At 70.4% G+C, this 21,447-nt stretch carries 22 protein-coding genes and 1 pseudogene; 8 read left to right on the forward strand and 15 right to left on the reverse strand.

Going from position 1 to position 21,447, the window contains the following annotated elements; all coding sequences use genetic code 11:
* Positions 1-17: 17 nt before the first annotated feature.
* Positions 18-1,109: an alpha/beta hydrolase gene (locus ACIA6T_RS34445; protein ID WP_399450445.1), complete on the reverse strand. Its 1,092-nt coding sequence runs from the start codon at positions 1,107-1,109 to the stop codon at positions 18-20.
* A 161-nt stretch (positions 1,110-1,270) separates the two neighbouring features.
* Between ACIA6T_RS34445 and ACIA6T_RS34450 the strand changes: the two genes are divergently transcribed.
* The 3 genes and pseudogenes from ACIA6T_RS34450 to ACIA6T_RS34460 all read left to right on the forward strand — a co-directional run bounded on the left by ACIA6T_RS34450 (position 1,271) and on the right by ACIA6T_RS34460 (position 5,338).
* The gene (locus ACIA6T_RS34450) at positions 1,271-3,703 is read left to right on the forward strand and encodes a helix-turn-helix domain-containing protein (protein WP_399450446.1); all 2,433 of its coding nucleotides are present in this window, start codon (positions 1,271-1,273) and stop codon (positions 3,701-3,703) included.
* 258 nt (positions 3,704-3,961) lie between these two features.
* Positions 3,962-4,057 (forward strand): annotated as a pseudogene (locus ACIA6T_RS34455) (IS5/IS1182 family transposase); the annotation flags it as partial.
* A gap of 873 nt (positions 4,058-4,930) precedes the next feature.
* The gene (locus tag ACIA6T_RS34460) at positions 4,931-5,338 is read left to right on the forward strand and encodes a hypothetical protein (protein ID WP_399450447.1); all 408 of its coding nucleotides are present in this window, start codon (positions 4,931-4,933) and stop codon (positions 5,336-5,338) included.
* Between the two features lie 479 nt (positions 5,339-5,817).
* On the opposite strand, the gene ACIA6T_RS34465 is transcribed toward ACIA6T_RS34460, so the two are convergent.
* From ACIA6T_RS34465 to ACIA6T_RS34490, 6 genes are all read right to left on the reverse strand, one after another.
* A complete protein-coding gene (locus ACIA6T_RS34465; RefSeq protein ID WP_355566328.1) occupies positions 5,818-6,060 on the reverse strand; it encodes a DUF6411 family protein in 243 nt (80 codons plus the stop codon).
* Positions 6,061-6,452: 392 nt separating this feature from the next.
* Positions 6,453-6,584 (reverse strand): hypothetical protein, encoded by a 132-nt coding sequence (locus ACIA6T_RS34470; protein ID WP_399450448.1) that lies wholly within the window; start codon positions 6,582-6,584, stop codon positions 6,453-6,455.
* A complete protein-coding gene (locus ACIA6T_RS34475; RefSeq protein ID WP_399450449.1) occupies positions 6,581-6,979 on the reverse strand; it encodes a hypothetical protein in 399 nt (132 codons plus the stop codon). Before ACIA6T_RS34475 ends, ACIA6T_RS34470 begins: the two co-directional genes overlap by 4 nt.
* 3 nt (positions 6,980-6,982) lie before the next feature.
* A complete protein-coding gene (locus ACIA6T_RS34480) occupies positions 6,983-7,309 on the reverse strand; it encodes an STAS domain-containing protein (RefSeq protein ID WP_399450450.1) in 327 nt (108 codons plus the stop codon).
* A complete protein-coding gene (locus tag ACIA6T_RS34485; RefSeq protein WP_399450451.1) occupies positions 7,306-8,628 on the reverse strand; it encodes a PP2C family protein-serine/threonine phosphatase in 1,323 nt (440 codons plus the stop codon). The genes ACIA6T_RS34480 and ACIA6T_RS34485 overlap by 4 nt, the downstream gene beginning before the upstream one ends.
* A complete protein-coding gene (locus tag ACIA6T_RS34490) occupies positions 8,628-9,431 on the reverse strand; it encodes an alpha/beta fold hydrolase (RefSeq protein ID WP_399450464.1) in 804 nt (267 codons plus the stop codon). Before ACIA6T_RS34490 ends, ACIA6T_RS34485 begins: the two co-directional genes overlap by 1 nt.
* Positions 9,432-9,692: 261 nt before the next feature.
* Here ACIA6T_RS34490 and ACIA6T_RS34495 point away from each other — a divergent pair, with 261 nt between their 5' ends.
* Positions 9,693-9,983 (forward strand): hypothetical protein, encoded by a 291-nt coding sequence (locus ACIA6T_RS34495; protein WP_399450452.1) that lies wholly within the window; start codon positions 9,693-9,695, stop codon positions 9,981-9,983.
* A gap of 139 nt (positions 9,984-10,122) precedes the next feature.
* Here the strand turns inward: ACIA6T_RS34495 and ACIA6T_RS34500 are convergent, their stop codons facing one another.
* Together ACIA6T_RS34500 and ACIA6T_RS34505 are read right to left on the reverse strand one after the other, a co-directional pair.
* A complete protein-coding gene (locus ACIA6T_RS34500; protein ID WP_399450453.1) occupies positions 10,123-10,662 on the reverse strand; it encodes a hypothetical protein in 540 nt (179 codons plus the stop codon).
* A 332-nt stretch (positions 10,663-10,994) separates the two neighbouring features.
* The gene (locus tag ACIA6T_RS34505; protein WP_399450454.1) at positions 10,995-11,582 is read right to left on the reverse strand and encodes a LamG-like jellyroll fold domain-containing protein; all 588 of its coding nucleotides are present in this window, start codon (positions 11,580-11,582) and stop codon (positions 10,995-10,997) included.
* A 164-nt stretch (positions 11,583-11,746) separates the two neighbouring features.
* On the opposite strand from ACIA6T_RS34505, the gene ACIA6T_RS34510 reads away from it, so the two are divergent.
* Positions 11,747-11,989, forward strand: a complete 243-nt coding sequence (locus tag ACIA6T_RS34510; RefSeq protein ID WP_399450455.1) for a hypothetical protein — start codon at positions 11,747-11,749, stop codon at positions 11,987-11,989.
* A 97-nt stretch (positions 11,990-12,086) separates the two neighbouring features.
* On the opposite strand, the gene ACIA6T_RS34515 is transcribed toward ACIA6T_RS34510, so the two are convergent.
* From ACIA6T_RS34515 to ACIA6T_RS34530, 4 genes are all read right to left on the reverse strand, one after another.
* A complete protein-coding gene (locus tag ACIA6T_RS34515; RefSeq protein WP_399450456.1) occupies positions 12,087-13,301 on the reverse strand; it encodes a glycosyltransferase in 1,215 nt (404 codons plus the stop codon).
* Positions 13,298-14,098: a MerR family transcriptional regulator gene (locus ACIA6T_RS34520; protein WP_399450457.1), complete on the reverse strand. Its 801-nt coding sequence runs from the start codon at positions 14,096-14,098 to the stop codon at positions 13,298-13,300. The genes ACIA6T_RS34515 and ACIA6T_RS34520 overlap by 4 nt, the downstream gene beginning before the upstream one ends.
* Before the next feature lie 181 nt (positions 14,099-14,279).
* Positions 14,280-14,948, reverse strand: coding sequence for an NUDIX domain-containing protein (locus tag ACIA6T_RS34525; RefSeq protein ID WP_399450458.1), 669 nt, complete (start codon positions 14,946-14,948; stop codon positions 14,280-14,282).
* The gene (locus tag ACIA6T_RS34530; RefSeq protein ID WP_399450459.1) at positions 14,945-15,322 is read right to left on the reverse strand and encodes a DUF4406 domain-containing protein; all 378 of its coding nucleotides are present in this window, start codon (positions 15,320-15,322) and stop codon (positions 14,945-14,947) included. The genes ACIA6T_RS34525 and ACIA6T_RS34530 overlap by 4 nt, the downstream gene beginning before the upstream one ends.
* Positions 15,323-15,597: 275 nt before the next feature.
* Here ACIA6T_RS34530 and ACIA6T_RS34535 point away from each other — a divergent pair, with 275 nt between their 5' ends.
* Positions 15,598-16,383 (forward strand): DeoR/GlpR family DNA-binding transcription regulator, encoded by a 786-nt coding sequence (locus ACIA6T_RS34535; RefSeq protein WP_399450460.1) that lies wholly within the window; start codon positions 15,598-15,600, stop codon positions 16,381-16,383.
* Between the two features lie 1,073 nt (positions 16,384-17,456).
* On the opposite strand, the gene ACIA6T_RS34540 is transcribed toward ACIA6T_RS34535, so the two are convergent.
* Positions 17,457-18,497, reverse strand: a complete 1,041-nt coding sequence (locus ACIA6T_RS34540) for an NAD(P)-dependent alcohol dehydrogenase (protein WP_399450465.1) — start codon at positions 18,495-18,497, stop codon at positions 17,457-17,459.
* 242 nt (positions 18,498-18,739) lie between these two features.
* Between ACIA6T_RS34540 and ACIA6T_RS34545 the strand changes: the two genes are divergently transcribed.
* Entirely contained in the window at positions 18,740-19,024 is a 285-nt protein-coding gene (locus ACIA6T_RS34545) for a hypothetical protein (protein WP_399450461.1), read from the forward strand.
* A 180-nt stretch (positions 19,025-19,204) separates the two neighbouring features.
* On the opposite strand, the gene ACIA6T_RS34550 is transcribed toward ACIA6T_RS34545, so the two are convergent.
* Positions 19,205-19,639, reverse strand: a complete 435-nt coding sequence (locus tag ACIA6T_RS34550) for a hypothetical protein (RefSeq protein WP_399450462.1) — start codon at positions 19,637-19,639, stop codon at positions 19,205-19,207.
* 163 nt (positions 19,640-19,802) lie between these two features.
* Between ACIA6T_RS34550 and ACIA6T_RS34555 the strand changes: the two genes are divergently transcribed.
* Positions 19,803-20,903, forward strand: a complete 1,101-nt coding sequence (locus ACIA6T_RS34555; RefSeq protein WP_399450463.1) for a serine hydrolase domain-containing protein — start codon at positions 19,803-19,805, stop codon at positions 20,901-20,903.
* Positions 20,904-21,447 lie beyond the last annotated feature (544 nt).

Here is a 21,447-nt window from a genome sequence, read left to right on the forward strand (position 1 = left end):
GAAAGGTCGCTGTGACGTCAGTTCGTTGCCGCTGTCGCGAAGGCGGCCTCCAGGCGCGGGACGTAGTCCGCGAACGCGGGGGCCCAGCAACCGTAGTTGTGGCCGCCGTCGCAACCGGGTGAGAGCGATGCCCCGTTGCCGTAGTCGACGAGCCGGCCGGGGATGCCGAGCCGGTCCAGACGGGCCTTGACGGTGGCGGCGGCAGTCGCGGTGTGGGCGTCGATCAGGCCCCGGTCCCCGGTGTAGAGCGTGACCTCGGTGTCGTGGAGCTTGGACAGGTTGGCCGGAGCGGCGGGATCGTAGGCGTTCCAGAGGTGGTCGGCACCCAGAAACGGGTACGGCGAGCCGAAGACCGCGTCGCTGTCGACGTACGGGCCGTAGCCGGTGCACTTGCCGGTGCCGGACGAGCCGGAGGAACTGCTCACCGCGCACCAGGCGCCCGTGAGGTTGAGCTCTGTGGCCAGGACCGCCGCGCGGACCTCTGCCATGGCGAAGTCGATCCCGCCGGACAGCGAAGCGGTGTGGCCGAACAGGTCGGGCCGGGCCTGGGCGTAGTGCAGCGCGCCGGAGCCGCCCATGGACAGACCGACGACCGCCCGGTGCGCGCGGTCGGGAACGGTGCGCAGGTTGGCGTCGATGTAGGGGATGACCTGCTCCAGGTGGAAGGTCTCCCACCTGGCCGCTCCCACCGCGGTGTTCTGCATCAGCCAGTCGGTGTACCAGCCCCTGAGGCCGCCGTCCGGGACGACGGTGATCATCTCGTCGGAGCGCAGGGCGGGGGCGCCCACCGCGTCGTTCACGCTGCCGCCGCCTCCGTGCAAGAAGTACGTGACGGGCCACCGCTTGTCCGGGTCGGCGGCATATCCGCGGGGCAGGAAGACGCGGATCCTGTGCGGGCCGGACACCTGCGGTGTGGTCACGGTGATCGTGAAGTCGGTGCTGGAGTGCACCTGGGTCGCGTCGGCGACCTCCGTCATGCCGAAGCCGTCGGTGAAGTCGGGGACGACCGGTGTGTCCGCCCGGGCGACGGGGCCGATGAGAGCGTTCGGTACCAGGGCCGCGAGCAGTACGCCGATGGCGCGAAGGCGGCGAGGCGTCAGAGATCTCAACCTGGCGTCTCCTCTGTGTGATGGGACCGGCGAGGCCGCCGGCTCGACAACGGTGGCGTTCGCGCAGCTCAGGGAACAGGCCAGAAGACCGGCCATGTGTGACCGGTCGTCACGCTACGCTCTAGCCGGCCTTTGGTACCCGTGCGAGCTGGGAGCCCGGATTGACGGACGAACTAGGCGCGCTCCTACGCCGGTTGCGCAAGCGCACTCGCCTCACGCAGGAGCAGTTGGCGGAGCGGTCCACGGTGAGTGTGCGCACCATTCGCAGGCTGGAGACGGGCAGGTCCACCGATCACCGGCTGAGGACACTGCACCTGCTGGCGGACGCCCTTGAGGTCGGGGCGGAGGAACGACGGCAGCTCACGGGCACCCTGGACGGGGTGCGGCAGGGAGCGGTCGTCGAGCCGCCGGAACCGGTACCGGCCGAGTCGCCGGGACCGGCACCGGTCACACCGGTCACACCGGTCACACCGGTCACACCGGCCGATCCGCCGGCCGGCGGGCTCGCCGATGCCGCTGCCTCGCTGGCCCGTGAGGTCCGGCGCCGCTGGCAGCGCGAGGAGGGGCACCGCCGCGTCCACGATCCTTTTCCGCTCCCCGTGCGATGGCGGCCGGTTCCGGCCGAGTTGATGGATCGCCCGGAGAACATCCAGCGCCTGCAGCCGGGAGCCACGCCCCAGGGTCTTGATCTGAGCGGCGACCTGCGGAGCGTGGTCGAGACCTACCGGAGCATCGCGTCCAGGAGACTGGTGATACTCGGCCGGGCCGGCTCCGGAAAGTCGGTGCTGGCCATCAAGTTCGCCCTCGGCCTCCTCGCGGCCCCCGCCGCTCCGGCCCGGGTGCCGGTGATCTTCGGCATCGGGTCGTGGGACCCGACCACCACCACGTTGCGCGACCTCCTGGTCGACCGGCTCCTACGGGATCATCCGCACCTGGCCCGCCAGGTCCCCAGCGGCTCGACGCTGGCCGCCGCGCTGGTCGACGCCGACCTGATACTGCCGGTACTGGACGGGTTCGACGAGATCGCGGAAGCCCTGCGCGCAGCGGCTCTCGAAACGCTCAACGCCACCTCGCTTCCGCTGGTCCTGACCAGCCGCAGGGAGGAGTACGCTCGTGCGGTCCGCGCGGTGCACGCACCGTTGGTGTGGGCCGCCGGCATCGAACTCACCGACCTCACCGTCGAGGACCTCGCCGCCTATCTCCCCCGGACCGACCGGCTCGTCGCCCACGGCGGCGAGGAGGGTGGCGGGGGTGTGTGGGATGCCGTCCTGGAGCGGCTGCGGGTCCGTGACGCGCCGGCGAGCATCCGGCTCGCCAAGGTGCTGCGCACCCCTTTGATGGTCATTCTGGCGCGGACGATGTACAGCGAGGCACCCGGGAAGGACCCGGCGGAGCTGCTCGACACCGCACGCTTTCCCACCACGAGCCACCTTGAAGAACACCTGCTGGCAGGCTTCGTACCCACGGTCTACCGACGCCGTGCTCCCGAACGGGTCGACGCCGGCCGCAGGCAGCGGAACCGGGACCCGGGCCAGGCCCAGCGCTGGCTCGGCTATCTGGCGCACAGTCTGGCCCAGGGCGCGCACGACCAGCAGGACCTCGCCTGGTGGCGGCTCGGTCAGAACCTGCGGGTCTCCACACGCGTCCTGCACACCGTGCTGGTCTCCGCGCTGTGCATGGCCATGGCCACCTGGCTCGTGCAGCTGCTCGCCACCGCTTCCGGGCACGTCGAGCCGGCAGGGCCGGGACCGTCCTTGTTGTACGGGGTGCTGGTCGGGGTGTTCTCCGGTACCGCCTTCGGCGTCACGTACTTCGCGCTGGCCGTGTTCGGCCGAACCACCGCCGTTCCGTCCCGGGTGCGGCTCAGACTGTCCGCCGCGGACCGTCGGGCCGGGCGGAGACCCGTCCGCACGTTCTTCACCCGCTTCGGGTTCATGCTGCTGGGGGGCTCGGTGCTGGGGATCGGGTACTCCTGGGCCGTCGCCCTGGTGAGTGTGCTGGACAGCGAGCTCACCCTGTCGCGCACGGAACTGATGAAGATCGTGCTCATCAACACGCTGCTCTACGGGCTGATCATCGGCCTGACGGCCGGGCTGGTCTTCGGGCTCCTGGCGGCGTTCGAAGCGCCCATGGACATCACCGCCGCGGCCACGCCGATCCGGCTGCTGTCCGTCAACCGTACGACGGCGGGCCGGCAGCTCCTCGTGCTCGTTCCGGCACTCGGTCTCGGAGTCGTCCTGTGCGGGTACGCCGTGGTCCACCTGTTCCAGGGGCTGCTGGGAACACTGCGCTGGCCGGTGCAGGGAGCCGTTCTCCTCGGGGCGGCCGGGGGGCTGGGCGGGGCGACGTCCTACGTGCTCGCGTTCACCGCGTGGGGACAGTGGCTGACACTGTCCCGGGTCTGGCTGCCGATGACGCGCAGACTGCCCTGGGACACGGTCGCCTTCCTGGAAGACGCCTATCAACGGGGTGTGCTGCGCCAAGCCGGTGCCGTCTATCAGTTCCGCCACATCAGGCTGCAGCGGCACCTCGCCCGGTCCTACCGTCATCGGCACACCGACCGCACACCGGACGACGCCGGTCAGGCCCGCTGACGGGCACTGCCGCGTTGACTGACCGGGTGGGGCGATCTTCTGGCTGGTCATACTGGGAGGGGTCGTCCGAAACGGTCCCGGACATCAACGACCAGGCCGGTACTGGTCGGCCTGACGGCGGACGCGCTCACAGACGCGGGGCTGCCAGAGGGCGCGGACCGCGTCCTGAAGGCGTCGGGCCAGGTCGGCGCGAGGCCCTTGACCTGCTTGACCAGGTAGCGCGTCTGGACGCTGCACCTGACGTGCCCCGCCGACTGCCGCCTCCACCGCCGCTACGAGCGCAGTTCCGAGCACTTCCTCGCCTTCACGAGTATCGCCCGCACCCTCACCTGTCATCGGCGGCTCGTCCGCTGATGAGGGCCCGCAGCAGTTTCACGGCCAGGTCGCGGCCGTAGTGATCGGCCATGCCCATGGAGGGGGCGGCCGTCTGGGTCTGCGAGCTCCGGATCAGCCCCGAAGGCCGGCAACACGGCCGTGGTGTGCACAGTCAACGGCTGCCCGTCCTGCAGGGAGCCATCGCCCTCGGCGTCGATTGCGTGCCTCAGCACCCTCCTGCTCGACCGCTTGATGCGCGGGTGTCCAGTAGTCGCTCACCACGACATTCAACCGCGATCTCTCGCTTTCATACCAGTGCACAACCTGCACACCTCTCAGCAGAGGACAGCGGACAAGACCGGTTCTCTCACTTCCACAACAGCGAACGCGAATGACAGAACTCCATCCTGACCTGCACCTCAGTCCAGTCCAGAACCGCCACTGTTATTGTCACTGATCCCACTGACACGAAACCGAGAGAGCGCAAACCGGAACCACTCCGGGGTCCTTGCTGTCGACACGGAGCGAACCGGGACCGGCCGGTGGCTGTGTGGACGAAGGTTTTCGCCCTGAGGACAACGTCCTTTCCCTCACGCCCGCGAGGCTGCTCGAGTACGGCACGAAAGAAGCACCTCCCCCAGGCTCAACAGTCCCTGTGTGAAGGGCTTCACGTGATACGACGCAGGCTCGTCTGCTCTGTCGCTCTGAGCGTCCTCGCTCTCGGCACCCCCTCGCCTCCCCGGCCTCCCCTGCTGTTTCACCCTCACAGCATCCGCCGAACAGAAGGAGCAGATACCTGCCGGCACCCGGACGATGACAGACAAAGACATGCGCAGGCTGCCGATGTCCCGTTACCGGCGAACGATGCGCCGGTGACGAGGACGGATTCTGGTACGCCACTCGGACCATGCAGTGCCAGATCGATCCCATGTGCAGTACGCCTGCTTCGACAGCGACGGCAGGATCGCCGGTACCGCGCTGTTCGCCACCGCCCAGCAGATGGTCCTGTCCGCCACGAGCCTGCAGCGGAGCGGACCCGACCCGCTCGTGATGCCGAAGTCGACGGGTTACCTCCCGCCGCTGGCCATCACCTGGACCACCACGTGCGCACCCACCCGCAGTCCCGGCAACACCACGTTGTGGACCAAGCAGCCGATCAGCTGGGACCCCGAAGTACGCTGCGACGACAAGCTCTCCATCACCGACACCTCCGGCTGTGCCGTGCCATGGACCGCCCCCACCCTGTTCGTCTCCCGCGCCGAGTACGGGTCGTCCGCCGACATGATCGAGTGGACGCAGCAGAATCTCTCCGGGCACTGAGGACCATGAAGTCTTCATCAGGAATGCGCGTTTGGCGGACAATGACGGCTTCTGACTGAGGGTGACCTTCTAACCGGCAGCCGCTGCCGACTGGTCAGTCGGCCCGTACGGGAACGACGGCCGGCGGTCGCTCTCATCGATCGCGACGCAGCAGTGGTGGTGGTTCTTTCCTGCGTCGGCGCCGGCCCGGCTCATGACCATGCGGTGCCTCTGGCCGGATCGGCCATACGAAGGGCTCACCGCCCTTCGCCGGCAGGAAGGCGACGAAGGGCGTGAAGAGCAACACCGCGCCGGCGCACCACTAATGGTTATTTCTTCTGTGCAGCGCGAGAGTGGTCATTGTCGCCACGACCGCGCCGATGACGGCGGGGACGAGCCAAGCAGGCAGAAACTCGCCGCTCTTGTAAACGATGGTGCGCATCACATCGGCCGAGTACGTGCCCTCTCCCGGAGTTGCTCACGACGGATCACATCGCCACTCAGAACGGCATGCGGCCACGGGCCCGCCGACCGGCCGAACCGCTGCGGCCAACAGCCTTGGAGCTGCTGCGGAAGGGCTTGCTGAAAGCGCGACCGAGGATACCGGGAGCCTTTCCTCCGGCTCGTGAACCGAGGCCGAGCGTGCGCTGGGTCCCCCGTTGCGGGTGGTGGGAGAGGCGCGGTACGAGGAAAGCAAGAACGGCGAGAACGACGCACACAGCGACAATTCCTACGATCATCATGATGCAGCTCCTAAACGTGAGGCGTGTCTGTCGGTTGCCCTGGAGACGGGAGGCCATGCGTCAAGCCACGCCTGACCCGGGGATCGAGCACCTCCCTCGCGACCCGGGAGCGGTCGGCATCGCCGGTGTTGGCGTGCGAGCCGCGTCGGAGCAGTACGCCTGGCGGTGGTAGGTCCCGTACCGGCGCCGTGGCCAGTAGCGGTGGTCCGTGTTTTCCAGAACGGCGACCTTCGCGGGCTGTGATGTCCGCGAACACGAATCTGCATGACGTGGACGCCGCCGGAGCCGATGCTGCGTCGTACACCATCCACACGGCGACCACGACCAAGCCGCCGTGGACGCTCGCGTAATTCCCCAGACGCTGACATGAGCCGCCGGGGAGGCGGTCCGTTTCAGTCCCACCAGAGCACGATGAGAAACTGCCGTTGGGACGCACCACGGTAGAACTCGCGCAAGGCGTTGAAGTGCCCCAGCAGGTACTTCTCCGGGTCACCGACGATCCTGTCCGCGCCGGTTCCGGTCAAGGAGGCGGACTCTGTTTCGTCGGTCGGCAGGACGGCCGGGAAAATGGCAGTCCCGCCCCCGAGAACCTGCCGTAGAGCATTCGGATGGACGTCATCGAGACCCCCAGCACGCAGACCCGTTCGAGCAGAAAGGGCACCCGGTCCAGGTAGAGGACATCCGCGGCCTTGATCAGCAGATCCGCCGTTGACCGGACGCTCCCTCTCACTGCACAGCCGCCCTCGCCCGGGCCGTCCTGCGCGCCCGCGAGAAGGCCGCACACCGGCAAACGGCTGAAGACGACGATTTCCAGGGCAAGGGGGACGAAGCCGCCTGACCGGACAACACAGCGCCCGTCGACGCGGCGGATACCGCCCGCCGGCCCCTGCGGCACCAGGGCGAACGCCAGCGGGCACATGCTTCAGGCGGGGGCGCTGGAACGGATGGTGAAGATCTGGTCCAGGCCGACCAGGGTGAGGATGCGCATCAGGTTGGGGGGAACGGCGTGCAGGGCGATGTCGGCGCCCGAGGCGTGGGCGTGCTGACGGGCGGCGAGGAGAGCGGTGATGCCGGTGGAGTCGCAGAACTCCAGGCCGGACAGGTCGATGGTCAGGCACTGCCCCGGAGCCAGGGGAAGTTGCTCGGCCCGGTGGCGCAGGGCGGCGGCCTGGACGTAGTCGAGTTCGCCGACCACGTGCAGGACGGGGCCGGTCGCGGTGTCGTCGTGTGTGATGTTCAGCGGGCTCATCGTGGGTGGTTCGTTGCCGGGCGGGTGCGGGGATGGGTGGCGGGGACGCCGAGGGCGAGCAGGGCGGTGTCGTCGTCGAGACCGTCACCGAGGCTTTCCAACAGCCCGGTCAGTGCGGTGATCACTTCCTGAGGTGCGGCGGGGGCATGGCCGGCGGCGAAGGCGTGCAGGGCTTCTTCGCCGTACAGGTCGTCGCGGCGGGGGCCGGTGCGGGCCTCGGTGAGGCCATCGGTGTAGAGGAGGATCGTCTCGCCGGGGGCGAGGGTGGTCTGGACGGTGCCGGTCGGGGCGGTGGGCAGGACACCGACGAGCAGTCCGCCGGGGGTGGGCAGGAAGTCGGCACGGCCGTCGGTGCGCAGTACGAGAGCCGGCGGGTGGCCGCCGGAGGCGAGGCGGACGGTGGCTTCGCCGGTTCCGGGATCCGGTTCGATGGTGCCGAAGATGCAGGTGCAGTAGCGGGGATCGCCGCTGGCGGCATACCGCTCGTGCAGGACGGCGTTCAGCGTGGTCAGCGCGGCGGCGGGCTCGGGGTCATGAAGGGCTGCGGCGCGCAGGGTGTAGCGGGTCAGCGAGGTCAGCGAGGCGGCCTCGGGCCCCTTGCCGCACACGTCACCGAGGAAGAACGCCCAGCGCTTGCCGTCGATGGGGAACAGGTCGTAGAAGTCGCCGCCGAGGCGGTCCGGAGCGGCGGTGTGGTAGCAGGCGGCTGCCTCCAGTCCCGGCACAGCAGGGAGGGTGTCGGGCACGAGGGATTTCTGGAGCACGGCGAGCGCGTCGGCCAGCCGTTCCCGGTCGGCCTCGGCCTGCCGCCGGGCCTTTTCGGCCTGGGCCCGCGCCTGCTCGGCCTCCTCGCGTCGGCGCAGCAGCTCCTCTTCGTAGGCGCGGCGGTCGGCGGCGTCGAAGACGGTGGTGCGGATCAGCAGCGGATCGCCCCCGCTGCCGTGCTTGACGACGGAGGAGACCAGTACCGGCAGCCGGCCGCCGCCCGCCGTCTTCATCTCCAGGGCGATGCCGCGCAGCTCGCCCTGCATCCGCAACAGCGGAGCGAAGTGAGTCTCGTGATACAGCTTCCCGCCCACGGAGAGCAGGTCCACGAACCTTTGGCGTCCGACCACGGCCTCCCGCTCCAGGCCCAGCCAGTCCAGCAACGTGGTATTGATCTTGGCGATGGTGCCGTCCATCAGCGTGGAGAGGTAACCGCAGGGCGCCGCGTCGTACAGTTCCTCGGCACTGTCCTCCAGCAGCGCGGTGAACGCCGCGTCCGTACGCTCCTCGTCTCCTGTGCCGGTCGGCTCCTGCCCACCGTCCGTGCGGCACATCACGACAGCTCCTGCAGAAAGTCCAACAGCGCTGCCGTGGTGGCTTCCGGGGCGCTCAGCTGCGGACAGTGCCCGGTCGCCTCAAGGGTGACCAGCCGGGAGGAAGGAATGGCGGCCTGTACGTAGGCACCGACCTCCCGCGGCGCGATGACGTCCTGCGAGCACTCCAGGACCAGTGTCGGCACATCGACGCGCTTCAGGTCGTCGCGGCTGTCGGACAGGAACGTGGTCCGGGCGAAGACCCGGGCGATGGCGGGATCGGTGGCACAGAAGCTGTTGGTCAGCTCCTGCCCCAGCTCCGGCCGCTCCGGATTGCCCATGATCACCGGGGCCATGGCCGAGGACCAGCCCAGGTAGTTCGACTCCAGCGAGGCCAGCAGCTCGTCGATGTCCTCCGTGGTGAACCCGCCGCGATACCCCTCGTCGTCGATATAGCAGGGTGAGGGGGCCACCATCACCAGCGCCCCGATCCGCTCCGGCGCGGCCTCGGCCGCCAGCACCCCGACCATGGCACTGACCGAATGCCCCACGAACACGGCCCGCTCGAGACCCAGCTCCTCGCAGACCTCCACCACGTCGCGGGCGTAACCGTGCAGGGAGGAGTAGCGCTCCTCGCTCCAGGCGGACGGGTCCGAACCGCCGGAGCCCACGTAGTCGAACAGCACCACCCGGTACCGCTCCGCCAGCGCGGGCACCACCAGGCGCCACATGTTCTGATCACAGCCGAACCCGTGCGCCAGCACCACCGCCGGTCCATCGGCACGACCGGTGGCCAGCACGTTGTTCCTGCGGCGGATGTCCATGTCCATACCCGGCATCCTCACATCCGGCCCAGCGCGCCCGGAAGGCGGTTCACGATCACCTCACACATCCGCGCACGCCACGGGAGCGGACCAGGTCCACGATGTGCTTGTCCGCGTCCGGTGCCGGCAGTCGGCCCCACTCCCGGTGAGTCGTTTCCGACCTGCCGGATGGTTGGACCGGTGGTCCCGGCGGTGGGCATGAGGAAAGCTCCTGGTGGACGGGTTCACGACCAGGATCACCAGTCCGCCAGGACCTCTCGCGTGCTTGTCCACCCGTCCAGTATCGATGTCGGGATCGCGACGGTCCACCGGTGCGTACGCGAGGCCGCCGGCCTCCTGGTCGCTCCGGCGCCCACGCTGGAGCAGATGATGCGGACCGGGCGGAAGAAGACGTACGTCATCCTCGACGGCACCGCGCTGCCGATCGACCGCGTCGCCGCCGACCGGCCGTACCACTCGGGAAAGAAGAAGCACCACGTGATGAACACGCGGATCCGGCCGGCCGTCCGATCCGGGCCCCGGACGAACTCCCCGGAGCCGTGCACGATCTGACCGCGGCCCGGACCCACGGCATCCCCACCGCCCTGACCGCCGACAACGTCAAGCGCTGGGCGGACAAGGCCCGCCAAGGCGCTGGCGTGGCCGTCCGCGCCCCGTTCCGGGGCAGGAACCTGCGCGGTCGGCGCCGGCGTCACAACCGGGACCGCGCCAAGATCCGCACCTCGGCGAACGCGCCATGGCCGCCCTCAGATGCCGGCGGCTCTTCGCAGCCGGGGTGCTCGTAGGTGATCGGTTCGATGTCGGCGGTGAACCGCAGGAGGTGCGGATCCGCCTCACAGGAGGTCCTCGGGCCGAGGAGGGCGGCGGCGGAGAGGACGGCGGCCGCGAACCGAGTCGATGTGGTCGAGCTGTTCCGCGGCCTCGCTTGGTCAACCGATGAAAAGCGACGCGGCGGCTGACGAAATGCGTTCCCCGCCGGGTTCGCAACAAGATCGTGAACCCGGGCCGGAGTGCCGAGCGGGCCGGGAACATCCGGAGGATGCTCCCGCGGACCTCGGTAGAGGTAGGCAGACGATTTCGTCTGGGACGCGGTGAGGGCTCCGCCGAAAACGCGGAGGGTGTCCACTCCGCCGTGGAAGTACTCACCCCAGCCGCCGTCGGCGGTGTGGCCGCGGCCGATCTGAAGCGGGTCGGGGGCGTTCCAGGAGGCGTTGAACTCCGTGGTGGTCATGGCCTCCCCCGACGTGCAGGGTGGTGTGACCCTCGGAGTCGTCGTACACCACGACCACTTCGTCGGAGTAGGCCGTGGGCGCTCCGGGCCCGGCGACAACGGTCTCCGCGGTGCCCGGTCCGCTGCTGTCGGTGACGACCAGCTGCCACTCGGACGCGGCCGGATCGTGGCGGACCCCGAAGGCGTCGCTGTCGGCGTCGCCCTGGGACGGGACGGTCATCGGCCGGTCTGGGATGGTGGCGGCGAAGCGGACCCGTAGGCCGACGCTGTAGCTGTCGGCGGTGTCGACGAGGGGGCCGCTGGTGGCGGCGTAGTCGTCCGTGCCGTCAGGGTCAGGTGGTCGTTGCCGTCGAGGGCGCCCGCCGGGAAATCGACGCACTCGGGGTCTTCGAAGCGGGCATCGTAGTCGGGGGTGTAGAAGCCGGCGCCGCCGTGCGGGGTGAGCGGCTCGTCGCCGTCCCGGTCGGGGATCGCGCCGTCATCGGTCCGCTCGATGTCCCAGGCGGCGGCCAGTTCGGCGGGGCGGGAACCAACTCCTCGATCTCCTCGCGGGGCACGACCCGGTCCCAGACGCGGACGTCGCCGATTTCGCCCTGCCGGCGCGCGCCTCCATCACCGCGGTCGCGGCCGATCTGGAAGGCGCCAGGGGCGTCCACCGGGGCGACGCCGGTTTCGGAGGCGGCCTCCTTGCCGTTGACGTAGAGGCGCAGGGTGTTGTCCTCGGTGTCGTACAGGCCGGTCAGGTGGGCCCAGCCGCCGGCGGAGGCTTTGCCGCCGGTGAGGGTGGTGGCGCCGTAGCGGAAGGCCCAGGTGGCCGGGGAGTCCGCGGTCGGGCGCAGGCCGAGGGTGAAGGCGGAGGTGCCGTCGGCGGCGTCCTGGCCGGCCACCGTCATCGGGGTGTCGGTGGCGGCGGGGCGCACCCAGGCGGAGAGGGCGGCTGGAGTCGCACGTCCTGCCGCTGGACTCTGCCGGCCGCCCGGCCGGAGAACCGGAGGCGCCCGGCCACTCGCTGCCGGGCCGTGCGCGCGTGACCGGCGTGGCCGGAAACGACGTCTCCCTGAGCCCTTGCCGGTCGCGGAGCCACATGGCCGTCGCAGTCCCGGCCGGCCGCCCCCGTTCGTGGGACACGCCCCGGCCGGGCCGGCTCGTGGAGGTCCGCCCGTACAGGACGGGCCGGCTCTCCACCCGGGCCGCACTCCCCCGGGTCGGTATGGGGCCGATCCTCGCCACCGACGCCCCGCCCGGGCGGAACACCGAACTGCTGACGGACACGGCCCACGAGGTCTGCACCATCTGGGCCGCACAGGCGACGTCGGAAGGCCCCTGACTCACGCGGCTGCCCTGGTGGACCAGCCCTTCACCAGGAATCTCTCCGCCTCGGCAGCGCAGTCAGGTCGGAAGAGGGACCAGTGGATCGTTCGGCATCACGCGTCGGTCAGCTGCCGGATGGCTTTGAAAACTTGGCCCGCTCCGTCCTCGGCCGCCATGTGATGCGCCGCGGCCGCAGGGGCTCGTGTGTACGTCTGCTGCTTCACCACACGGTCGAGGGCGTCGGCGAGCCGTTCGGCGGTGAGGGACCGGAAGGGAATCGGGCCGGCCGCGGCGCCGAGGGCGGCAAGCCGTTCCGCCCAGAACGGTTGGTCGGCCGTCACCGGCACGGTGACCGCCGGCACCGCGGCACGCAGTGCGGCGGCCGATGTGCCGGCACCGGCGTGGTGGACCACCGCGGCCAGCCGCGGGAACAGCAGGGCGTGCGGTACGTCCCCGATGGTGAGCATGTCGTCGCCGTCGGCGGTGAGCCCGGCGCTGCCGGTCTGGAGGATGCCGCGCAGCCCGGCGCGGCGCAACGCGTGCGCCGCGATGTCGCTCAGTCGTTCTCCGTGGCCGGCCGCCATGCTGCCGAAGCCGATGAGGACGGGCCGGGGCCCGGCGTTCAGGAAGTCCTCCACCTGTGGAGGGAGTCGTTCGGTCGCCTCGTGATGGGGCCACCAGTTGCCCACGACCTGCAGCCCGGAGCGCCAGTCGGAGGGGCGGGGTACCAGTGCGGTGCTGAAGCCGTACAGGACGGGCCAGTTCGCCTGCTCCTGCCGTCGGCGCATCCGGGCGGCGGAGAGGGGTGGCAGTTGGAGTCGGTGGCGCAGTTGTGCGACGGCCTGTTCGTAGAGGCGGTCGGTCATGTGCAGCGCGAAGCGTGCGGCCGCACGGTTGGCGAGGCGGCCCAGCGAGCGTGAGCCTGTGACGACGGGCGGGAAGTCGCCGGTGGGTGCGGTGGGCTGGAGGTACACCCCCAGGCTCGGCGTGCCCGTGGCCCGGGCCAGATGCCAGCCGAGGGGGGCCGTGGTGGTCGACAGCAGGAGCAGATCCGTGCCCTCGGCCAGCGCGTCGGCGAAGCCATGGCCGAGTTCGGTGACGAAGGCTGCGGCACTGCGCATCAGCTCACGCTTGCCGGTGACGGCGCCGTGCCCGCGTGGGTCGGTGGGCAGGGAGCGGAAGGCCAGCCCGGCATCGCGTACCAGGGGTGCGAAGGCGTCCGTAGTGGCCAGGGTGACGTCGTATCCGGCGTGGCGCAGGTGGGCGCCCAGACCCGTGTAGGGCGCGACGTCGCCGCGCGATCCGGCCGCGGCGATCAGAATCCTCATTGCTTCTCCTCGGAATCGGTACGGCCGCCTGTGCGGCGGGCGGCGTTGGCGTGGACCGCCTTGCACAGGTAGGAGGCCAGGCCTGGGCGCTGCTGTGAGGGCGGCACGACCAGGGCGAAGGCGCGCGGGTCGGCGGCGAAGTCGTCCGCGATACGGCGGTGCATGTCGGGCGGGCAGGAGGTGAACCAGCGCGAGATGTGCAGACGGTGCTCCTCGGCGAGGTCCATGGCCCGCTCGCCGTCACTCGGCTCCCTCTGGTCGAAGGCCGTGAGCAGCTCCGCGCGCCAGGCGGCGGCCTCGCCCATGAGCCGGCGCCAGTCCTCCTTGGTGTGGGCGGCCGCGCGTTCCATCGCCTCGCGCTGCCCTGCCGAGTGCGCCCACTTCAGCTCCGCCTCGGTGGCATAGCTCAGGTCGAAGGTGATCTCACCGAAAACCTCGAAGCGTTCCCGGGGAGTCATCGGCACCCCGGTCCGCTGGACCTCGATCGCCCGCTGCGCGACCTCGGCCAGCCGCTGCAGCCGGGCGATCTCCTCCTCCAACTGCCGCTTCCGGGCCTGCAGATGGTCCAGGGCGTTGGCCTGCGGGTCCTCGAAGATGACGGCGATCTCCTCGAGGGAGAAGCCCAGTTCACGGTAGAAGAGGATCTGCTGCAGACGCACCAGGTCGGCGTCACTGTAGAGCCGGTACCCGGCCGGACTGCGGTCGCCGGGCGAGAGCAGCCCCGCCTTGTCGTAGTGGTGCAGCGTCCGCACCGTCACCCCGGCAAAGGCCGCGACCTGCCCCACGGAATAACTCACCCACCTGCCCCTTTCATCGGCCCGCAGTCTCAAGCCCGACGTAGGGGAAGGGTCAACCCGTCACGCTCCGCGCGTCTCCCGGTTCCGGGCACCCACCGCCACATCCAACGCCTTGCCAGGACCTCTGAGCCCCGCGGGAGTGTCGGCTGGCAACGTCGCCGTCGAACGGCAGAGGGGTGTGTCAACGGCTGGTGTGCCGGAAGGGCCCGTCCAGCGCGGCCCACTGCAAGAGCATGATCGTCTTCGCGTCGACGATCTCTCCGCTGCGGATCATGGCGAGGGCCGCGGGAAAGGGGAGGTCCAGGACCTCGATGTCCTCGCCCTCGCCGGCGACTCCTCGCGTTCCCTCCTCAGGGGTGGTGGCACTTTCGTAGGGGGCGGCGAAGAAGTGCAGGCGTTCGGTGACCGAGCCGGGGCTCATGTAGACGTCGAAGACGTGCTCGACCGTGCCGACCGTCCGGCCCGTCTCCTCGGCCGCCTCCCTGCGGATCGCCTCCTCGGCCGTGTCCCCGTCCAGGAGGCCGGCCGCTGCCTCGATGAGCATGCCGTCGGGATGACCGTTGACATAGGCGGGCAGCCGGAACTGACGGGTCAGCAGAACGGTGCCGCGGGAGGCGTTGTGGAGGAGAAGGGTGGCGCCGTCGCCGCGGTCGTAGGTCTCGCGTTGCTCGCGGCTCCAGTGCCCGTCGCTGTGCCGGTAGTCGAAGGTCGTCCTGCGCAGGACGTACCAGTCGCACGACAGGACCTGCACGTCGAGGACACGCACCCGCGGGTTGGCGGTCAGATCGCGGCCGTGCCGGTCGAGACCGGTACGGCCGCGCCGGTCGGGTACGTCGATCCCGGCGGTCACCGGGCGGCCGGGATGTCGTCGAGGCCGGTGTAGACGGCCTTGCCCCAGGCACGCGCCCGGGCGACCATCAGGTCGGCGCCCTCGGAGGGGCCACCGATGCGCAGGACCGCGTCGCAGCGGGAGAGGAGCTGCTCGGCGACGGGGTGGAATATCTCCTCGTAGGCGGCGTCGCCGGGGCCGGTGCTGCCTGCGGCCTCCAGCAGCGGCAGGGCGAGTGCCTCGCCGGTGACTCCGAGGTGGCCGGCGCGGAAGAGCGCCAGGGCGGTCTCGTTCATCGCGCGGACGTTCGCCTCCAGCTTGCGCGGGTCGTCACCGGTGCCCGATCGGTACGGTCCGGCGACGAGGATCACCAACGAATGCGGGCGGGTGTTCACAGGATGCTCCCTACACGAGATCTGACACTGGGCGGCCTCCGACAGGGAAGGCCTGTCGGAGGCCGGGCCGACCGCAGGGGTCAGGTTCCGTCGGTCGGCGACACCCGGGAATCATTTCTAACACGCAGAAGTCCATTTGAACATTTTCACGTTCGATAAACGTCGTCTGCGGCTCCTTGCGGGAGCGTCCCCTCTGACGCACTCCCACGTCTGACATGCCTCCGCGACGGAGCCATCAAATGTTCAAGTGAACAAAAATATGTTAGAAACGCGTCATGAGTGTCGCCAATCGTCTCGATCTGACCCTGCGCCTGGTCCAGGGCTCGGGCACCTTGTCCGTCTCGGAGCTCTCCGAGCGTCTCGGGGTGTCCGAGATGACCGTGCGCCGGGACCTGAACGCGCTGGAGCGTCAGGGCCTGGTGCGCAGGGTCCACGGCGGTGCGGTCGCCACTCGCCAGCGGGAGGAGGGCGGAGGTTTCGCCGCCCGGGAAGAATGGCAGACCGCCACGAAGGACCGGTTGGGTGCGGCCGTGGCCGCGATGGTGGGACCCGGCTCGCGGGTCCTGCTGGACGCGGGGACCACCACGGTGCACGTCGCGGAGCATCTGGCGGAGCGGGCGCCGCTGACGGTCGCCGTGCTGAGCCTGCAGACGGCGACCGTCCTGGCGGACCGGCCGGGGATCGAACTCATCGTCGTGGGAGGGCTGTCCCGGCCCGGCGAGCGTTCTCTGGTGGGCCCGTTGGCCCTGCGCACCCTGGAGTCGCTGAGCTTCGACTGCTTCGTGATGTCCATCGGAGGGGTGCACGCCGAGCGCGGCTGGTCCGAGTTCTCCCTGGACGATGCGGCCGTCAAGCAGGCCGGGCTCGCGCAGTCCGCCCGCACCGTCACCGTCGCGGACGCCACCAAGCTCGGTGTCCGGGCGTTCAGCCAGGTCGCACCTCTTGGCGCCGTGGATCACTTCGTCACCGATGCCGCCGCCGCCGACCCGCAGACTCATCCCAACGGCCCGTCCACTCTGCAGGCCTTGCGTGAGTCCGGAGTCGGGATCCACCTGGCCTGAGCGTCCACCAGGGGTCCGGCGCGACTCCGGTCCGTCGACACCGTCCTGGGTGCGCCGCCCGGCCCGGTACATCGGAAGGATCACCATGATTGGCCCGGTCCGGCCCGTACCGTCCCGGCCGGGACGGGACGGTACGGGCCGGGGCGGTGAAGCGTCTTCGGCAGCGCCCCGGCTCGTCAACGACGAGGGACCTGCTCGTCGAAGGCCGACCGGTCGGCGGTGGCATTCCGTTTTCTCCCCGACGCGAGCGCCGGGTGGGTCCCGAACCCGTCGAGACCCGCACCTTCAGCTCGGGAGTCGTCCACCTCCGCTACCGCGTGGCCCGCTGGACCGGGTCCGAGAAAGCCGCTGCCTCGGCTTGCGGCGGAACGGTCCGTGGACCGTCCGGTTGTGCCTGACGCCGCCGACCGGCGTCCGCGGATCGCCGCCGGAGCGGACCCCGGCCCCTGCTCGGCCACCACGACGCGGCGTATCCTGCGCCCGTGGGACTGCGGTCCGAGACGCGCCGGTCCGGCTCGCCGTGGGTCGAAACCGTGTGGACATACACGAGCGAACAGGTCGCGGCGATGACATCCGTCGCAGGAGCGCGCCTGGGCCTGGTGTTCCGGGAGCTGGACGGCCGGGCGTACGCGGACGCCCGGCCCCGACGACGCCGAGGCCCTGGTCGAGCGTCTCGTCCGCGCCGGGACCGTGGTCCGCGACCCACTGGTCGTCCAGGTGCTGCGCGGTCACCGCCCGGCCGTTTCGGGACGCACGGTCGAACGTCGGTTCCGGGCCGCGACCGGGCTGACCCGGGGTGCCGTCAGACAGATCGAGCGGGCCCGCACGGCGGCGCGGCTACTGGCGGCCGGCGGTGACGGCCGTCCTGGACGGAACCGGCAGTCGGCACACGACGCCTACCGCGACACCGCTGCGTGGGACACCGCCGGGTTCCGCCGGCCTTCGACCGCCGACACCAGCGGACCGGCCGCCCTCCACCACCTCGTCGGCACCCGTCCCGCCCGTGCGTACCTACGAACCCGCCGCCTGGATCACGTGACGCCGGTACCGGTTCGCGGGGCCGCAGTCCGACGTCACCCGTGGGGGACGATGACGGCCCGGCCGTTCACCTCACCGGCGTGCAGACGTTCGTAGGCGAGTGGTGCCTCGTCGAGGGAGTACGTCTCGGTGTGGACGGCGACGACGCCGGCCCGGGCGAGGCCGATGACCTCGATCAGTTCGCCGCGTGAACCCCAGTAGGGGGCGTTGACCGACACCTCGAAGGGCAGCGTGCCGAAACCGACGGGCAAGGCGCCCCCGCCGATGCCCACGATGCTGATCTCGCCCTCCACGGCGGCGACGGCCCCCGCGGTGCGCACGGTCGGCTCCACGCCGACGAAGTCGAACACGGCCTGGGCGCCGATCCCGCCGGTCAGGTCCCGCACCTTCCCGGCCGCCTGCGCGTCGGAGAGCACGGTCTCGTGCGCGCCGACGGTCCGCGCCAGGGCCAGTTTCTCCTCGCTGACGTCGAGGGCGATCACGCGGGTCGCGGACATGGCCCGCAGGAGCTGAACGGCGACATGACCGAGCCCGCCCGTTCCGATGACCACCGCGGTGGAGCCGGGCACGAGTCGCGGCAGCGCGCGTTTGACGGCGTGGTACGGCGTGAGCCCGGCGTCCGTCAGCGGCACCGCGGCGACCGGATCCAGACCGTCGATGGAAACGAGGTGGCGGGCGTCGTCGACGAGCAGATACTCGGCCATCGCTCCAGGTGAGCCCAGTCCCGGCGGGAAGATGCCGAGCTCTCCCGCGCGCAGGCAGTAGTTCTCCTTCCCCTCCGCACACTTGGCACAGGTACCGCAACCCCACGGGCCGTACACGACGACGGCGTCCCCCTCCTTCAACCCGCTCACACCGGCACCGAGCGCCTCGACCCTCCCCGCACCCTCGTGCCCCAGGGTCAATGGCAGCTCGTAGGGGAAGCCCTCGGCGGGCCAGCTCATCACCGCGATGTCCGAGTGGCACACGCCGGCCGCCGTGACCTTCAGCAGGACCTGGCCCGGACCCGGCTCCGGGTCGGGGACGGTGACGACCTCCGGGGAAGCGCCGATGCGGCGGTACTGAAGCGCCTTCATCACGGTCAGTCCCTTCCTCCGCGCCCCCGGCTCGGGATCGTGGACCCGCTCCCGCCCCATGGCACGTCGTACCCTCATGGTCGCTCCATCGGCCGGACCGCGCTCGCCGAGTGCGTCGCCCACGGCGGGACCGGGGCCGATGGGGTACCCCAGCGCTCCTGGAGCAGTCGAAGCCGGCCCCTGTGGCCCTCCCCCGTCGAAGGTCCGGGAAACCAAGACCGAGGACGGGGTAGACGACAGTCATGGACGGCACACAATCCCAGCAGGACGAGCGGGACCGGCAAGAAGCCCATGCCCGATGGACCATGTGGACCTGGCAATGGGCCAGGTGGCCGGCTCTGATCCTCGCGGTCAGCTGGGCGGTCGGCTGGATCGGCGGTCTCGGCCGGGGTGAGCGGGGAGAGGATCTGTGGTGGCCCTTGGCCAATACCGTCATCTGGACAGCGGTGACCGTGAACGGCTTCGTGACCTGCCGCCGGATCAGGACGACGATTCTGCCGTCCATCACCGGTCGGCCGTCCACCTGATCACCTCGCCCGGTCCGGTGACAGCCGGACCGCCGACGAAGACGACGCCGGCACCGGTCAGGGCCGCGAGGGCGGGCGCGATCGGTTGAGGTGACGGTCATACCCTGGCGGGCGACCGGGCGAGGCCGGCCTCCACGAGCCCGGGGACGGTGGTGCGCGGGGCGGTGGACCCGGGCCTGATCAGGCGGCACGGGTACACACGTGGACCGACTCACCGCCGCTCCGCTCCGTGTGGACGATGCGCAGGACGTCGTTCTTGTAGGTGACCTTCAGTTGCTGGCCGTCGCCGGTACCGCTGTGGCCCGGCGGCTGCCAGGGAAGCAGGAGGAACGCGCCTTCCCCGACCTCCTTGGGAACGGTGAGGGCCTCCCCGCCGGTCAGCCGGTCCACGTCCTGAGGAGCGTCGTACACATCGATGCGCAGGTGGCCGCCGCGCAGCAGCCAGCCACCGGACCAGGTGACCGGGGCGCCTTCGCCGGCCCAGACGATGGTGAAACCGCCGTTGCCGCCGCCGTCCGCCATCACGGTCGCCGTGCCCTTGACCGTCTCGTTCCCGGGAGTCGTGGACTCCACGGTCCAGCCGCCCTTGACGAAGGCGTCGAAGGCCCGGCCCATCACGCCGGCCGTGGTCGTCGGTCGAATACCGCCCGTGTCAAGGGGGTTGGCCGCAGTTCGGTCCGGGTCCTGGGCGTAGTGATCTCGGGGCGGGGGCCTGGCAAGGTCATCGATGAGCACGTGATCCGGCCGCTCCGGCCGGCCATGACAAGGGGGAACACACATGCATCGCAAACGCTTCGCCGTCGCAGTCCTGCTCGCCGCTGTGCTCACCGGGACCCTCGCCCCGGCAGTGGCGGCCCGCGAGTCCGACCCGGTGCAGCGGCAGTTGGATCTGCTCATCGAGGAGGACGGGGTGCCGGGCGCCCTCGCGTACGACGGCAGGAGGACGCGTACCGCCGGCGTCGCGGACCTGGAATCGGGCCGTGCGATGGTCGGTTCGCAGGGCCGGTTCCGGCTGGCCAGCAACACCAAGGCGTTCACCGCGACAGCCGTGATGCGTCTGGTGGTGGACGGACGGATACGGCTCGACGACCGCGCGGGCACCTACGTACCGCAGCTCGCCGGGCGCACCGTCACCGTACGGCAGTTGCTCAAGCAGACCAGCGGCCTGCCGGAGTACTCCGGACTGGTCGACTGGAGCCGGCCCGGCACGTCCGAGGACTATCTGGCCCTCGCGCTCAAGGAGGAACCCCTCTTCGAACCCGGCACCGACTGGGACTATTCCAACACCAACTACCTGGTGCTGGGCATGGTGATCGACAGGGTGTCGGGGACCGACTTCCGCACGTACGTCGAACGCACGATTCTGCGCCCGCTGAGCCTGGACGACACCTACTGGCCCGCACCCGGTGAGTTCACCCTGCGCGGACCGCACGCCCGCAACTACGGCGTCCACCCGGCCTACCCGCAGGCGGGCCGGGTGGACGTGACCGAGCTGCCGGGGTACGAGTTCGGCGCGTCCGGCGGACTCGTCTCCACGCCCGAGGACCTCAACGCGTTCTGGGACGGCCTGTTCGGCGGGCAACTGCTGCCCGGCTGGGCGGTGCGCCTGATGGCCCGGGACACCACCGACGTCAGCGGCCGCGACGTCTATCCGGCGGGCAGTCGTTACGGCTATGGCGTCGCCTCGATCCCGCTCAGCTGTGGCGGTTCCTATTGGGGCCACGGCGGCGATCTGCCGGGCAACTCGGTGGGCGGCGGGAGGGCCACGGGCGGTCGCGGCACCGTGACCGTCTACACCACGACCTGGGCGGCTGAGGGAGACAGCCTGCGCCATCTCCAGCAAGTGGTGGACGCGACCTTGTGCGCCAAGGGCCGGTAGGGCCCCGCAGTCGCCCCGACCGGCCGGCCGGCCTGGTTCGCCGCACGGCGGTGAGTGCGGCAAGCCCCGTGCCGACGGCCACGATCGTCAGTCCGCGCAGCCACACCCGGGCCTCGATCCGCGTGGCAAGCACGGCACAGGACGCGATGCCCAGTACCGGCAGTGCGGTCGGGGTGTGGAAGTGGTCGGCTTCGCCCGGGTCCCGGCGCAGTACCAGCACCGCCGTGTTGACCAGGAGGAAGACGACCAGCAGCAGGCCATGCCCACCAGCACGTACACGGCCCCGGCGGTGGCGAGGGCGCCGGCCAGGACGTATACGCCGGCGCCGAGCACGTCACCCAGGATGAAGAAGTACAGCAGCGGGGTGGTCAGCGCGCTTGAGCGCCGTTGTCCCTGTGCCCCTCCCTGCTTCCCCGTCTCCGCCGACGCCCTGTTCCCGGCTCTTCTCGTCATGCCGGCCCGTGTCCCCGTGCCGCGGGATGCGCGCTCGGCCACCGGTCGCCGCACGGATGTGCCGTGTCACACCGGCTTTTGACCGTGCTTC

The organism is Streptomyces sp. NPDC051740 (assembly GCF_044453165.1).
GTDB classification, from domain to species: domain Bacteria; phylum Actinomycetota; class Actinomycetes; order Streptomycetales; family Streptomycetaceae; genus Streptomyces; species Streptomyces atrovirens.

Bases quoted from the DNA above. Each gene is read 5' to 3' on its own strand.
- ACIA6T_RS34465 (WP_355566328.1), bottom strand. From the start codon at position 6,060: ATGATGATCGTAGGAATTGTCGCTGTGTGCGTCGTTCTCGCCGTTCTT.
- ACIA6T_RS34475 (WP_399450449.1), bottom strand. From the start codon at position 6,979: ATGTGCCCGCTGGCGTTCGCCCTGGTGCCGCAGGGGCCGGCGGGCGGT.
- ACIA6T_RS34480 (WP_399450450.1), bottom strand. From the start codon at position 7,309: ATGAGCCCGCTGAACATCACACACGACGACACCGCGACCGGCCCCGTC.
- ACIA6T_RS34485 (WP_399450451.1), bottom strand. From the start codon at position 8,628: ATGTGCCGCACGGACGGTGGGCAGGAGCCGACCGGCACAGGAGACGAG.
- ACIA6T_RS34490 (WP_399450464.1), bottom strand. From the start codon at position 9,431: ATGGACATCCGCCGCAGGAACAACGTGCTGGCCACCGGTCGTGCCGAT.
- ACIA6T_RS34500 (WP_399450453.1), bottom strand. From the start codon at position 10,662: ATGACCACCACGGAGTTCAACGCCTCCTGGAACGCCCCCGACCCGCTT.
- ACIA6T_RS34510 (WP_399450455.1), top strand. From the start codon at position 11,747: ATGGCCGTCGCAGTCCCGGCCGGCCGCCCCCGTTCGTGGGACACGCCC.
- ACIA6T_RS34515 (WP_399450456.1), bottom strand. From the start codon at position 13,301: ATGAGGATTCTGATCGCCGCGGCCGGATCGCGCGGCGACGTCGCGCCC.
- ACIA6T_RS34535 (WP_399450460.1), top strand. From the start codon at position 15,598: ATGAGTGTCGCCAATCGTCTCGATCTGACCCTGCGCCTGGTCCAGGGC.
- ACIA6T_RS34540 (WP_399450465.1), bottom strand. From the start codon at position 18,497: ATGAAGGCGCTTCAGTACCGCCGCATCGGCGCTTCCCCGGAGGTCGTC.
- ACIA6T_RS34545 (WP_399450461.1), top strand. From the start codon at position 18,740: ATGGACGGCACACAATCCCAGCAGGACGAGCGGGACCGGCAAGAAGCC.
- ACIA6T_RS34550 (WP_399450462.1), bottom strand. From the start codon at position 19,639: ATGGGCCGGGCCTTCGACGCCTTCGTCAAGGGCGGCTGGACCGTGGAG.
- ACIA6T_RS34555 (WP_399450463.1), top strand. From the start codon at position 19,803: ATGCATCGCAAACGCTTCGCCGTCGCAGTCCTGCTCGCCGCTGTGCTC.